This window comes from Luteimonas pelagia, assembly GCF_054776035.1.
The window spans coordinates 684,893-697,756 of record NZ_BAAHCG010000002.1 but is presented as its reverse complement, the minus strand read 5'-3'; the positions used below and the strand labels follow the sequence as shown (position 1 = coordinate 697,756).

Annotated in this window: 19 protein-coding genes and 1 tRNA gene; 14 read left to right on the top strand and 6 right to left on the bottom strand. The window is 65.3% G+C overall.

Translation table 11 applies throughout. The features are described 5' to 3' along the window. Positions 1 to 13 precede the first annotated feature (13 nt). A complete protein-coding gene (locus ACYU7H_RS08525) occupies positions 14 to 664 on the bottom strand; it encodes a response regulator (protein WP_460813848.1) in 651 nt (216 codons plus the stop codon). 113 nt (positions 665 to 777) lie between these two features. Between ACYU7H_RS08525 and ACYU7H_RS08520 the strand changes: the two genes are divergently transcribed. The 13 genes from ACYU7H_RS08520 (at position 778) to ACYU7H_RS08460 (ending at position 7,462) form a co-directional block, all read left to right on the top strand. Then, a tRNA-Ser gene (locus tag ACYU7H_RS08520) sits at positions 778 to 867 on the top strand. A 78-nt stretch (positions 868 to 945) separates the two neighbouring features. Further along, positions 946 to 1,995, top strand: a complete 1,050-nt coding sequence (locus tag ACYU7H_RS08515; RefSeq protein WP_460813846.1) for a tyrosine-type recombinase/integrase — start codon at positions 946 to 948, stop codon at positions 1,993 to 1,995. A gap of 394 nt (positions 1,996 to 2,389) precedes the next feature. After that, positions 2,390 to 2,611 (top strand): hypothetical protein, encoded by a 222-nt coding sequence (locus tag ACYU7H_RS08510; RefSeq protein WP_460813845.1) that lies wholly within the window; start codon positions 2,390 to 2,392, stop codon positions 2,609 to 2,611. A gap of 80 nt (positions 2,612 to 2,691) precedes the next feature. Further along, entirely contained in the window at positions 2,692 to 2,910 is a 219-nt protein-coding gene (locus ACYU7H_RS08505; protein ID WP_460813844.1) for a DNA-binding protein, read from the top strand. Further along, the gene (locus ACYU7H_RS08500; protein WP_460813842.1) at positions 2,907 to 3,131 is read left to right on the top strand and encodes a hypothetical protein; all 225 of its coding nucleotides are present in this window, start codon (positions 2,907 to 2,909) and stop codon (positions 3,129 to 3,131) included. Before ACYU7H_RS08505 ends, ACYU7H_RS08500 begins: the two co-directional genes overlap by 4 nt. 15 nt (positions 3,132 to 3,146) lie before the next feature. Then, positions 3,147 to 3,677 (top strand): hypothetical protein, encoded by a 531-nt coding sequence (locus ACYU7H_RS08495; protein ID WP_460813841.1) that lies wholly within the window; start codon positions 3,147 to 3,149, stop codon positions 3,675 to 3,677. 123 nt (positions 3,678 to 3,800) lie between these two features. Next, positions 3,801 to 4,241, top strand: a complete 441-nt coding sequence (locus tag ACYU7H_RS08490; protein ID WP_460813839.1) for a hypothetical protein — start codon at positions 3,801 to 3,803, stop codon at positions 4,239 to 4,241. Between the two features lie 190 nt (positions 4,242 to 4,431). Further along, positions 4,432 to 4,749 (top strand): HNH endonuclease, encoded by a 318-nt coding sequence (locus ACYU7H_RS08485; RefSeq protein WP_460813838.1) that lies wholly within the window; start codon positions 4,432 to 4,434, stop codon positions 4,747 to 4,749. Between the two features lie 80 nt (positions 4,750 to 4,829). Further along, the gene (locus ACYU7H_RS08480; RefSeq protein ID WP_460813836.1) at positions 4,830 to 5,228 is read left to right on the top strand and encodes a P27 family phage terminase small subunit; all 399 of its coding nucleotides are present in this window, start codon (positions 4,830 to 4,832) and stop codon (positions 5,226 to 5,228) included. Next, positions 5,225 to 5,419, top strand: coding sequence for a hypothetical protein (locus ACYU7H_RS08475; protein WP_460813835.1), 195 nt, complete (start codon positions 5,225 to 5,227; stop codon positions 5,417 to 5,419). The genes ACYU7H_RS08480 and ACYU7H_RS08475 overlap by 4 nt, the downstream gene beginning before the upstream one ends. A 30-nt stretch (positions 5,420 to 5,449) precedes the next feature. Beyond that, the gene (locus ACYU7H_RS08470) at positions 5,450 to 5,695 is read left to right on the top strand and encodes a hypothetical protein (protein ID WP_460813834.1); all 246 of its coding nucleotides are present in this window, start codon (positions 5,450 to 5,452) and stop codon (positions 5,693 to 5,695) included. Positions 5,696 to 5,703: 8 nt separating this feature from the next. Continuing rightward, positions 5,704 to 6,342: an HK97 family phage prohead protease gene (locus ACYU7H_RS08465; protein ID WP_460813832.1), complete on the top strand. Its 639-nt coding sequence runs from the start codon at positions 5,704 to 5,706 to the stop codon at positions 6,340 to 6,342. A 22-nt stretch (positions 6,343 to 6,364) separates the two neighbouring features. After that, positions 6,365 to 7,462: a phage major capsid protein gene (locus ACYU7H_RS08460; protein ID WP_460813830.1), complete on the top strand. Its 1,098-nt coding sequence runs from the start codon at positions 6,365 to 6,367 to the stop codon at positions 7,460 to 7,462. A gap of 88 nt (positions 7,463 to 7,550) precedes the next feature. Here the strand turns inward: ACYU7H_RS08460 and ACYU7H_RS08455 are convergent, their stop codons facing one another. From ACYU7H_RS08455 to ACYU7H_RS08435, 5 genes are all read right to left on the bottom strand, one after another. Continuing rightward, on the bottom strand, positions 7,551 to 7,943 hold the full coding sequence (locus ACYU7H_RS08455; protein ID WP_460813829.1) for a Rap1a/Tai family immunity protein: 393 nt from the start codon (positions 7,941 to 7,943) through the stop codon (positions 7,551 to 7,553). A gap of 1,569 nt (positions 7,944 to 9,512) precedes the next feature. After that, positions 9,513 to 9,740, bottom strand: a complete 228-nt coding sequence (locus ACYU7H_RS08450) for a hypothetical protein (protein WP_460813828.1) — start codon at positions 9,738 to 9,740, stop codon at positions 9,513 to 9,515. A gap of 283 nt (positions 9,741 to 10,023) precedes the next feature. After that, positions 10,024 to 10,416, bottom strand: coding sequence for a Rap1a/Tai family immunity protein (locus ACYU7H_RS08445; protein WP_460813826.1), 393 nt, complete (start codon positions 10,414 to 10,416; stop codon positions 10,024 to 10,026). Between the two features lie 237 nt (positions 10,417 to 10,653). Continuing rightward, on the bottom strand, positions 10,654 to 11,136 hold the full coding sequence (locus ACYU7H_RS08440; protein WP_460813824.1) for a YbjN domain-containing protein: 483 nt from the start codon (positions 11,134 to 11,136) through the stop codon (positions 10,654 to 10,656). A 59-nt stretch (positions 11,137 to 11,195) separates the two neighbouring features. Then, on the bottom strand, positions 11,196 to 12,137 hold the full coding sequence (locus ACYU7H_RS08435) for a LysR family transcriptional regulator (protein WP_460813823.1): 942 nt from the start codon (positions 12,135 to 12,137) through the stop codon (positions 11,196 to 11,198). Positions 12,138 to 12,262: 125 nt separating this feature from the next. Between ACYU7H_RS08435 and ACYU7H_RS08430 the strand changes: the two genes are divergently transcribed. Then, positions 12,263 to 12,847 carry an FMN-dependent NADH-azoreductase gene (locus ACYU7H_RS08430; RefSeq protein ID WP_460813822.1) on the top strand — a complete coding sequence of 195 codons (585 nt, stop codon included), beginning with the start codon at positions 12,263 to 12,265 and terminating at the stop codon, positions 12,845 to 12,847. The last annotated feature ends 17 nt before the right edge of the window (positions 12,848 to 12,864 follow it).

Below are 12,864 nucleotides of genomic sequence, written 5' to 3'. Positions count from 1 at the left end.
GCATCGCCTCGGGTCAGAACGCCAGCGCGGGCTCGACGAGTCCGTGCTGGCTTGCCAGTCGCGCCAATGCCACGGTGTTCGTGACGCCGAGCTTCTCGAACAGCCGTGACTTGTGCGTGTTGACGGTCTTCGCGCTCAAGCACAGCCGACGCGCGATGTCCTCCTGGCGCAGGCCGCGCACCAGCAGCATGGCGACCTCCAGTTCGCGCGGCGAAAGCCGGTCGAACCCGGTGTCGCCGCCGTCGATCCCCGCCAGCGCCATGTGCCGCGCAATGCCCGCCGACAGGTAGCGCCGGCCGCGCGCCACGTCACGGACCGCACGCACGAGCTCCGCGGCATCCCCGCCCTTGCCGACGTAGCCGAGCGCGCCGGCCTCGATGAGGCGGCGCGGCAGCGGGCCGTCCTCCAGCATCGAAACGATGAGCACGCGCGGCCCGCCGACGCCCGCGCGCACGAGTCGTTCGGTCACTTCGAGGCCGCTGATGCCCGGCAGGTGCAGGTCGCACAGCACGACGTCGGGCACGAGCCTGCGGATCGCCGGCAGCGCCTCCTCGCCCGTGCCCGCCTCGCCGACGAGCTCGATGTCGGGCGCGTCGGCGAGCACCAACCGGAGGCCGTCGCGCACGAGTGCATGGTCCTCGACCATGAATACCTGGATCTTCATCCCTGGATCCCCCACGGTCCTCCATGGACCGTTCCGGGCGGCGAGCCTACTTCACGCGGGCGCGCGCAACAACCGCGGAGGCGCCACATGCGTGGCTACAATGCCCCCCGCATGGAGAGATGGCCGAGCGGTTTAAGGCACCGGTCTTGAAAACCGGCGTGGTGGCGACACCACCGTGGGTTCGAATCCCACTCTCTCCGCCATATTCAATGGTTTAGGCACTTGCGCCGTGCCTGGACCCGTGCCAAGGTCGGCCCAATTGGGACACTTTGGGACACTCGATGGCCACCATCGAGAAGCGCGTAGGAAAGACCGGAAAGGCGACTTGGCGCGTCCGAGTACGTCGCGCCACCGGTCCGTGGCTCACAAAGACGTTCAAGCGAAAGCAGGACGCCGAGGAATGGGCACGCGGGATCGAGCACAAGCTCGACGTGGGCGACCACGTTCCGTCTTCCGAGGCGAGGCGGCGCACCCTGGCCGACGCTATCGACCGATACCTGACGGTCACGCTCCCGCAGTCCAAGCACCAGAAGAACGCGGCCGAGCAGACACGAATCCTGCTGTGGTGGCGTGACCGGCTGGGCGACCGCCCGCTGGCAGGCATCACGCCGGCCACCATCGCCGAGGTCCGCGACCAGCTCGCGGTCGAGCCTGCGCGCGGTGGCAAGCCGCGTTCCGGGGCCACGATCAACCGCCGCATCACCGCCCTGTCCGCCGTCATGCGCGTGGCGGTCAAGGAATACGGCTGGCTCCCGAAGAACCCCATCCCCAACGTCACCCGCATGCCCGATTCCAAGGGCCGCGAGCGCTTCCTGTCCCCACCGGAACGGAAGGCCATTCTGGCGGCCTGTGAGGCGTCCCCGTGCCCTGCCCTGTTCCCACTGGTGACGGCCGCCCTCGCCACCGGGGCGCGCAAGGGCGAGCTTCTGGGGCTGCTGTGGCGCGACGTGGACCTGACCCATCGCCGCGTCACCTTCCGCGACACCAAGAACGGCGAAACCCGGACGGTCCCGCTGGCCACCCCTGCGGTCGAGGCATTGAAGGCGTGGCGCAAAGCCCGCCTGCCCGTCGCCGAAGTCTTCCCCTACCCCCCCGCAACAATCGACAACGCATGGCAGGCGGCAAGAGCCAAGGCCGAGCTGCCGGACGTGCGCTTCCATGACCTGCGCCATTCCGCCGCGTCCTACCTGGCGATGAGCGGGGCCAGCCTGATGGATATCGCCGCGATCCTTGGCCACAAGACGCTGGCGATGGTGAAGCGCTACTCCCATCTGAGTGAGCAGCACACGACCGCCGCAGTCGATCGGATGGCGGAGAAGTTCCTCAACTAGCACCCCGCGCCTAGCTCGACGGAGCGAACAGCCGGAACCCTACCGGCCTGGCGCGGGACTTCTTAGGGGCGCGGGAAGACCTATGGCTGACCAAATAACCTTGGGAAGTAGAGCAAACAGAGAAGACCTTGAGCTTGAGGGCGAGGAAGCTCTCTTCGCGTCGATGGTCAGGGAGTCTGTCCGAGGCGACGCATCCCTTGTTCCTATGGTCGCCAAGGTAATCGGGAGCTGCATCGTCCACGAGGAGCCGCTGCGAGCGTCTTATCGCATGTGGCTGGGGATCGCTCTGGCCCGAATCGCGGAGTCTCCCGCCTTGTGTCGCGCGATAGCTGGAAAGACAGGAAGGGGGCGCCCGGATTCGGGTCTGAAAGGTGTCCAGTCCGCGCTTGAAGTCATGATTGAGATCGTCGAGAACGATGCGCCCAGCGTGGAGTCCGCGATCGACAGCGTTGCGCAAGCGCGTCACTTGAGCCCAGAGGCGGTAAAGCTTCATTGGCGAAAGCATCAGGATGACGTGTGGCTTGTCTATGGCGCTGAGATTGAACGTCATATGGGATTCTCGAACTTGCGTGATGCCGTCAAGTCAATGACTGCGTCAGCTAGGGGAAAGAAATAGGGCATTTCCTTGCCCTGACATGCAGACACGCCTACTCGACCCTGCTCACACCGGCCATTGGCCAAACGTGAGCAACAACAGTGAAGCGCGATCTCAAGTCACCCGCACAGCTGGCGGCCGATGGGCCGCTATCGCTTGATCAAATTCGCTGGTTGATCTTTAAGGCCGACCAGAACGGCCTCAACTCCGCCCTGTGCCGCATCGGCCGCCGCGTCTACATCGACGTGGATGCGTTCGACGATTGGCTCCGCGCACAGAACCCGGGCCTCCGCCCCACCGACCGGAGGGCGCAGGCATGACCGTGCGTGCGTGCACTCGCGCAGAAGTGGCGGCCACCCTGTCCCAACGAAGAAGCGTCCTCGCCGAGCGTGGTCAGCGCCTGGCCGGCATGTTTGCCGAGCTGGGCGCCCGCCCGCACCCCGACAAGGCCGACATGCTGCTGCGCGAGCTGCACGAAGCGCGGACCGCTGTCGCCCGAATGCGAGACGACCTGCTGCGGCAACGACCGACGCAAGGCTGACCGCCGGGGGGCGACATGGGAAAGAACAATCGGAAGCCCGGCCGGGAGCGCTGGGCCGACATTAAGGGCGGCATGGCGTTCATCGTGCCGGTGCAGCTCACCAGGCACGAGAGCTGGCGACGGCTGACACCGTGGGCGCACAAGCTGGTCGCCGACCTGTCCACGCAATACTCGGGATACAACAACGGGTATCTGTGTGCCGCCTGGACCCTGATGCGGGAACGTGGCTGGCACTCGCGCACGACCCTTGCGAAAGCGGTCGCGGAGCTGGAGCACTTCCGCATCATCGAGCGCACCCAGCAGGGGGGCAGGAACCGCCCCAACCTGTTCGCCTTTTCGTTCCGGCGGGTGGATCGGATCGAAGGCAGGCGGCTCGACGTTCCCGCCACGACCCAGTCGAGCAACGCGTGGGACGACACGTTCCCGCCGTTCGCGTACACGCCGAACCCCCGCCAGCCTTGCCCAGCAGGTGGACTAGTCCCGAAACAACAAGCCCAGCAGGTGGACTCAGTGTGTCCACGAGATGGGCTTGGAAGGGAGCACTAGTCCATGACGTGGGCCTGTAGTGCCGACTTTGGCCGTTCGCCTTGCCCATCTGGTGGACACCTAACAATAGGTACCAGTACAGGGTCGATTCCCGTTGCCGTGGCATGGGCAGCTGAAAGGGCCTTGAGCGCGGCGGTTGATGCGCCTGCCCTACTCGACCGCCTTCTGGCTTTGCATTGGCTTGGCGGCGTGACCACGGAGGATGCGGCGCGCATGGTGGGCATCCGGCGCGCGGAGTTCCGCGAGCTGTCCGACATGCGCCTAGCGGTGCGGACGCTGGAGCGGGTCTATTGGCAGCACTACATGGGCGCGTTCCTATTCGCCTTCCCCGAGTGTGACCCGCGAGCGGCCAATCGAGAGTCGCCGACCTGGCGGCGATCCGAGGGCCGTACATACACGGATGACGAGCTGCTGACCCCGCCCCACCTGGTCACCATGCGCGAGGCAATCGGGACGGGAAAACAAGGCGAATCTGGGAAAATAGAGGTAGGTAAGTCGCCCCCCGCGATTCCTCGCGAGCCGCCCCGCGATACGGGCGGCGACTCTTTCGACATGGCCGCCTAAGCGCTGGGGAGCGCGCGGCCTGTCCGTCTTTCAGGGGAACCCATGCCTGAGTGTCTTTCCTGCGGGCGCTACACGCGCCGGATGCGGACGTGCACGGCTGTCCTGTGCGTCCGCGAGGGGCAGAAGCAAGAGCGGCGCGACCAATGGGCGCTGCGGAACAATCCACGACAACCGGCAAGGAGGCCGACCGATGAAGCTGGCAACGCTACTGATGAAGGGCAACAGCCTTAGCCACCTGTACAAGACCGCAGCCTGGAAACGGACGCGGGCCAATCAGCTCCAGGTCGAGCCGCTGTGCCGCTACTGCCGAGAGATGGGCCGGATGACACCCGCGAGCGTGGCCGACCACATCGAGCCGCATCGAGGCGACGAGCTGGCCTTCTGGAACAACCCGCTGCAATCGCTCTGCGCGTCATGTCACTCAGGCCCGAAGCAACGCGAGGAACGCACGGGCGTCCGGCTGGGCTGCGACGTGCACGGCAACCCCTTGGGGCGCGATGACTGGTAGGCGGGTCCGAAAGTCGCCGCGATTCGCTCCGCGACCGCCACCGAACCTCACCTTTCACAACTGACCTTGGCTCTTAGGACATGACCGCGACCGTGACCAACATCGGCAAGACCCGTATTCGGCCGCCTGGCCACCTGTCGAGCGAGGCGCGCGCCGTCTTTGAGGCGGTGGTGGCGAGCGTGGGCCGGGATCACTTCACCGCCACGGACGTTCCCCTGTTGGCCGAGTACGCGACGGCAGCGGCGACCGCGCAACGTGCGGCCGGCGTGCTCGACCAGGAAGGCCACGTCCGCGACGGTCGGGCCAATCCCTGGCTCGTGGTGCAGGAAAAGGCGCAGCGCGCGATGGTGGCCCTGTCCGCCCGCCTGCGCGTCTGCCCGCAGTCCCGGTTCGACCGGCTCAAGGCTGGCAGCGAGGCCCGCAAGCCGGGCCAGCGCGGCGCTGCTGCGATCCGTGCCGCGTATGAGGACGAAGCATGAAGGTGCCCCAGCATCCCTACCTGTCGCCCGAGGCCATGCGGCTCCGCAAGCGCGACGGCATCCCACCGTGGGGCGTGCACCCGTGCGAGGTGGACAGCCTCGCAGAGTTGGCCGGCGAACAGTCGGCCGGCGGAATGGCCTGGCGAGAGGCCGAGAGAGTCCGTCAAGAGATCGAATCCCAGCCTGCCTAGCGCGGGCTTTTTCATGTCCGGGAGGGACACATGCGAGTGACGAACATCGCCCCGATGGGGCTGCTGTCTGCCGACAAGGCGGCCGAACTGCGGGACGGCATGGGCCGTGTGAGCGGCCAGAAGATTCTCGGGACGTGGTGCGCGGAGACCGGCTGGTGCGTGCGCGTGCTGGTGGTGTCGGGCGTGCCGACGCAATGGTGGATGCAAGGCCCGATGAGCCGCGAGGAAGCGCGTGAGGCGCTGACCGGCAAGGCGGACGTGGGGAGCGTGCACTGATGGATGCCATGCGATTCGAGCTGAAGCGCGCGGTGGTCGAGCAAGGCACGTTCAAGGGCTTGGCGAGCACCTGGCAGCGGGACCGGCACGGGGACGTGATCGAGCGCGGCGCGTTCGCCAAGTCCCTGGCCGAGTGGACCGCCCGTGGTGCCCGGGTGCCGATCCTTTGGCAGCACGACCAGGCCGAACCCATCGGCGCGCTGCGGACTGCCGCAGAAACCGACGAGGGTTTGGAGGTCGAGGGCGAGCTGGTGCTGGCCCTGTCCAACGCGAAACGCGCCCATGCGCTGGCCAAGTCCGGCGCGCTGGGAATGTCCATTGGATTCACCGTCCCGGAGGGAGGCACCGAGACGCGCTCGGGCGTGCGCTTCATCCGGGAGATCGACTTGGCCGAGGTGTCGCTGGTGAGCGTGCCCGCCAACCCCGGCGCTGTTGTCCGCGAGGTCAAGAGCGCACGGGACTGCAACACCATCCGCGAGTACGAGGCCCTGGTGCGGGAGGCGCTGGGCCTTGGGGCGCGCGATGCAAAAGCCGTGGCGGCCAAGTCCTGGCCCGTCCTGCATCGGGAGGATGCGGGGCAGCGTCGAGAGGATGCGCCGGACGCCGAGACGGTAAGCAAGGCCCGCCAACTGCTGGGCCTGACCTGACAAACAATCGAAGGTAATCGAAATGAGCAACGAGATTCTGGATGCCGTGCGCGAGCATGGCGAGAAGTTCGAGCGTGAGTTGAAGGCGCTCGACGGCAAGCTGTCCCGAGAGCTGGACGATATCGCGCAGAAGATGGAAACGGCCGGCAGCGATGCCGTGCGCGGCAAGGCGGCCGACCCGCTGATGGAGGCCATCGGCAGCGATGAGTTCAAGGCGCTGCGGACGGGCCGATCGACCAACGCCAAGGTGGAGGTCAAGGGCGGCTTGAAGCTGCTGGCCAAGGCCGTGGTGGGCGATGCCGGCTCGAGCAATGACGACCCTTACAACGTGCAAGACCAGCGCCTCGCGGGGGTCTACAACGATCCGCGCCGCCGACTGAGCGTGCTGAACGCGCTGTCGCACATGCGCGTGTCGAAGGACACCATCACGTTCAACCGCCTGGACGGCTACACGGCCGCCGCTGACTACCAGCTGGCGCAGGGTGACGCGAAGCCGGAAACGGCGATGCCGACCACGCTAACGACGGTCAACATCGCGCAGATCGCGCACTTCGTGAAGGCGTCTAATCAGGTGCTGGCCGACGAGCCGGCGCTGCGGTCGCAGATGGCTTCTCTGATGCAGTACGGCGCGCTGGCCAAGCTGGAGGCCGAGATCCTTTTGGGCGACGGCACGACCGGCAACATCGGCGGCCTGACGCTGGCCGGCAACCATACGGCGCACGTCGCGGCTTCTGGCGACAACCTGGCTGATGCGGTTTCCAAGGCCAAGGCCAACTTGGAGGCGGCGGGCTGGCGTGCTGGCCTGGTCATCGTGAACCCCATCACTTGGGGCGAGCACGAACGCACCCGCGAGGGTGCGGATGGGATGTACCTGTTTGGCGGCGCGGCGTCCGGCACCTGGGGCATCCCGGTTGTCACCAGCCCGTTCCTGGCGCAGGGCGAGTTCATCGTGCTCGACCCGTCGCAGGTGGTGGTGCTCGACCGTGACCCGCCGACCGTCGAGGCCGGCTACGTCAATGACGACTTCACCCGCAACCTGACGACCCTCCGCGCAGAGCTGCGCGCGGGCCTGATGGTCATGGCGGCCGGCGCGGTCATCTACGGCGACATTGAGCTGTAAGCGTTAGTCCTGCGGTGTGCGGCTCGCCGCACACCAGCTCCGGAAGGGCGACAGCCCCTGCGGCCCTTCGGGGTCGTGGGGGCTTTCTTCAATTCGATCCTGATTCGCAGGGGAATGCTCTGAAAATTCCGACAAGCGCCATATGGTGTGACAAATGCAGGTTCTCTGGATGACTATCTGCATACTTGACGATCACCTTCGCAAGTTGCTTGGGCGTCACGCCCTCCGGAATACATCCATGCTTCTCGCCCCACTTCGCTTCGGGGACGATTAGATCAATCGTGCTCTCCAGTGCACCGAATCCATAGATGTAACCCAAACAAAAATCTTCGCCAAGGATAGTGGGCTCACTGATATCTCCGCTCATGACCCGGCAAGATTCGACTAGATCGTCGAGGCGAAGAGCAGAAGATGCTTCTGCTTTTCCCGACAAGGGGACAGCGAATAGACAACACATGGCGACAAAGGCTCTAAAATCCATCGTTGGCTCCTTCGCTTCAGTGAGTATTTTATTGACGCATAAAGATTGAGGGCGCCCAGTACCCACGCGCCTAACCTTCCTCTTAGGACACTGCGCGGCTTTCAGAGGTCTGTCGCGTCAAGCGGGGCCGATAGACTGAGGGAATACTCAACGTAGGGTCCGCCGGGGCCGATCGGCACTACCGGCGCTTCGCAGACCCTAACTTGAGCGCCTTGGGCCTCATTCCAGACACTGCATCTCGCCAGCAGAGGCTGCTCGGCCCCCCCGTTCAAGCCGGGGACCATCCTCTCAAACTCTCCACGTCGTAGTGACGGCTCACCATATTTGGCGGCCAAGACCTCCTCGACATCCGTGATGCGAGCGGCCGGTATCGAAATTTGTAGTGACCGAACCATCCAGTCCCTGGAAAGCACTACGTCTGCGCTCGTCTTCAACCCTAGGTAAGAAATTGGAACATGGCAACGAACCGAGTTGAAAACTCTCGCTCTGCCGAGCACACCTTCACTCGCCGGCGGGCAAGTTGCGTTACCAAAGATGTTGGCTAACGACTGCACGTCGTACGTCTGACCGAGCGTAAGGCCCTTGATCTCGACCGCATGGGCGACACCTGTGGTGAGCATCGATAACAACAAGAGCAAGTGCTTCATCGGTATTCCCCCTTTTACCCCCCGATTGTAGCGATTAGTCGATGCCGCAAGGGAGCAGGTGGTCTAGTCTGCGACCCCGTTCTAGTCGGGTCAGCGTTCGGCATCCGACTTCACCTTGGAGAAGCATGCGAAGTGCCAGTGCAGGAACGCGGCCCCACCGGGTTCGAGATTGGCTGCCTATTAGCGTGGCGCGTAGGCAGGCGCAAGAGCTAGGCGATATCCGGAAAGTCTGCTACCCATGGCGGCGGCCCCGGCGCTCCACTGATGCGATGCATCTCGTTGGCAACGATAAGCAACACATCCCGCATACCAATAAACCGTTCGACAAACTCGTCCCCGTGAACTTGGGTGACATGCGGTGTCAATGGAGTCGACCTATACACGGTATGTGTGCGCACTTGACGCAGTGCGGAGTCAACAAGAACGAGGAGGTGAAGCGGCATAGGCTCCAAGTCCGGTACATGCGGCAGCACTCGCGGAGAGAGGATATCTTCAATATCAGCGATCCCGTTCCTGAGCTGGACAATTTGCCTGTGCGACAAGCGGTTTTCGGCGTCCCTCATCCTGGGCACGCTCGCGATGATCGCGATAATTTCGCGAAGTGTTGGGCCAACGATCATGGCGGCCGCAGACCCCCTGTGAGATCTCAGCCTGTCATCTCGGCGCTCGGCGCGGTGTGCGATATAAACGGCAGCAGCAGCTGTCAGAAGCGTTCCAAACGCAGTCGCTACTCCCAAGACGACCGATAACGGATGCGTGGGTGTGCCAAAGAACAGAACCCCGGCCGCGAATCCAACCGCAAAGAGTGCGAACCCTTTTACCCATGTGTGAGTTATAACGGCGCCAATTGTGGCCAGATTGCTGACTGTCGACATAGTGAACGCTTACAGGGAAAGCTAGGGGAGAGGTCGCTTCGCGGTCCCTAAGGCGTGTCGGTGAATCGGATCGCTTCAGCTTCCACGTTCACCGTGCGGGACTGCGCTACCTGCGACTGCAACACAATGACGCCATCCGCGCCGAGCTGTGCGGCCGCCTCACGGAGTTGCGGGATCGAGTCGGCGACCGTCGGATCGCTCCAACCTGGCTTGTACCGTTTGGCCGAGACGATCCCAAGCGATTCATAGGGGCGCTGCGGCGCCGAGTAGAACACCGCAACCTGGCTGGTCTGCGTCGGGGAATAGCCTTGCCCCGGATTGCGGTGAACTTGCGTGGTGCTACATCCCGCGACTGCTGCCGCGAGGCAAAGTACAACAAGCCGCATATGGCCCCCTGTCGTGGTGGTTCAGCAGAGCCGCATCCCTACGGCCCCCTCGCGTCTGGATGACCTACCAGGCGGCAGGGATCGCGCGTTGCTGACGGCCCCAAGGATGGAACACGGCGCAGGCGCGGGCAGTAGGCCAACCCAGCGACTCAGCCCCAGAGAACTCTGATCCTTACGGACAAGGAAATGCCTCCGCCCATCCAATAATCACGGAGTACGCATCTTCGTGGAGCATCTCGGGATGCGCATCTGCCCAATGCACTGAAACTTCGGCCAATTGACGAATCGTTCCCCCACTGGGGAGACAAAATCCCGGGCCGGAAGAAGCGTAGGAGTCTGGGTCTGCCGCGCGCCATCCAATATTGCCGCTAGATACCCCGTCCAAGTATCCATTGCAATACGTTAGCCCGGCGAACGTTTTCCGAGTGACCTCTTCTCCACGTCCCGCCTGCACAAAGGCCCGACAGCCGTCGATTAGATATCCCAGAGTGCCGGGCTTGTAAGAGTGTGCAGGTGCCGACCAAGCTAGAAGAACAGAAACAGTGGCCGCTGTTACGAGCCTCATAGACTCCCCCCGTGGGACATTTTTGGGACAGTGCCCACCTTAACAGGCGCCATCGGCAGTCATTGGCAGGTGCGGAATTGACTGATTTCCTTGCTGGTTCTAGTTGACCCAAGTTGCTGATTCCAGGCCGTTTTCGCACTTGAAAACCGGCGTGGTGGCGACACCACCGTGGGTTCGAATCCCACTCTCTCCGCCATCGATGAAGCGCCGCGCGGCCCTCCGCGCGGCGCGTCCCGGCTACTCCGCGTAGATGAAGGTCTGGAACTGCCCGAGCAGGGTGTCCCAGAGTTCGACATAGGAGACGACCTGCGCGCCGGTCGCGCCGCCTTCCAGGTCGAGGTCCAGTTCGATCCACGGATCGTTCTCCTCGTCCATCCACGCCTTGCCGTAGCGGCGCTCGCGGTTCCACTCGTTCACCCGCGCGGCGGAGATGCCGTCATCGAGGTCGAAGCCGGCGCGGAACTGGAGCGAATCGCAACGTCCGTCTTCGCAGCCGTACATGTAGATGTAGTAGTTCGCGCCGGCCGCCGAACTGGTGATCATCGGGTCGCCGACGCCGTCCTCGCCCAGTTCCGCGCGATAGCCCGCGCCTTCGACCATGCGGGCCACGTCCTGGCCGCTGATGTCCCTGATGACCGTCGTGTCCGCCGCCATCGCGTTCGTGGCCGGCGCGGCCAGCAGGCCCGCGAGCAGTGCCGCGCGCAAGATTCCCTTGGTCATTCCCCTGTTCCTCCCCTGTGTGTCGGTTCATCGATCCCGCGTTGGACGCGGATCCGGCATCATGCGGCGCGACCGCGTCCCGTGCAATCGAGGCGGTTCGCTTCGAGCAGCGGTGGCATGCGTTCGGCGAGATGGTCGATGAAGGCGCGCACGGCGGGCAGCAGGCCACGTCGCGAGGCGAACACCGCGTGGCAGATCCCCTGCGGCAGGCGCCACTCGGGCAGCACGACCTCGAGCGCGCCGCTGCGCACTTCGGCGGCGCACACCGTCTCCGGCAGCAGCGTGATCCCGATGCCGTCGCGCGCAAGCGCCTGCATCATCGGGAAGTCGAAGCCCGCGACCCGCGGCTGCAGTTCGACGCGCCGCACCTCGCCATCGGGACCGTGCAGTTCCCAGCGCTGCCGGGCGTCCTCTTCGGCGATGCTCAGCGTCACGTGGTCGGCGAGGTCCTCCGGCTGCTTCGGGCGGCCCGACCGGTCGAGGTAGGCCGGGCTCGCCACCAGCAGTTCCTGGATCTGGCCGAAGCTGCGCATGACGAGGCTGCCGTCGTCGTCCAGCCGCGTGCGCACCCGGAGCGCGACGTCGAACCCCTCGTTGATGAGGTCGACGCGGCGGTTGCCCACGTGCATCTGCACGCGCACCTGCGGATGCAGCGCGAGGAAGTCGGGCAACAGCCTCGGCATCTGCTGCTGCGCCAGCGCGACGGGCACCGACACGCGGACGGTGCCGCGCGGCTCCGCGCTCAACCGGTCCACCGCCTCGCGCGCGGCCTGGGCCTCCGAAAGCATCGACTGCACGTGGCGGAACACATCGTTGCCGACGTCGGTCACCGCGAAGCGGCGCGTGGATCGCTGCAGGAGGCGCACGCCCATGTCGGCCTCCAGCTGGCTGATCCGCCGGCTCAGGCGGGACTTCGGGATGCCCGAGGCGCGTTCCGCCGCCGCGAAGCCCCCGTGTTCGACGACCATGGCGAAGTAGTACAGGTCGTTCAGGTCCTGCATCGGCGGCCTCCATTCGTTGCACATCCGGAACGCTGCGGGATGCTACCGCATGTTTATCCCATCCGTGTAAACGCCCACGCTACGGGTCCCCGCCGGTGCTTGCCGGCCCCAGGACGTCGGACCCCATGAATATCCTCCAGCTCGACAGCAGCATCCTCGGCGACCAGTCCGCCAGCCGCGGCCTCGGTGCCGCCATCGCCTCGCGGCTCGTCGCGTCCACGCCGGGCGCGCGCCTCGTGCATCGCGACCTCGCCGCCGACCCCCTCCCCCACCTCGACGGCCACGCGCTGGCGAAGGCGGATCCGGACGCGGTCGCGCGCGACGAGGCGGTGCTCCGCGAGTTCCTCGACGCGGACGTCGTCGTGGTCGCGGCCCCGATGTACAACTTCTCGATCCCCAGCCAGCTCAAGGCCTGGATCGACCGCATCGCCGTGGCGGGCCGGACCTTCCGCTACACCCAGGATGGCCCCGAAGGCCTGGCCGGGGGAAAGCGCGTGATCGTGGCCGCCAGCTACGGCGGGGTGCACGACGCGACGGCGGGCGACTTCGTGGCGCCGTACCTGCGGCACCTGTTCGGCTTCCTCGGGGTGGACACGGTCGAGTTCGTGACCGCGCAGGGACTTGCGGTGTCGCCGGAACACCGGGCCGCGGCCATCGAAGGCGCACGCGGCCGGATCGACGCCCTGGCCGCGCTTCCGCTCGCGGCCTGATGCCCCGGGCGCGCGCG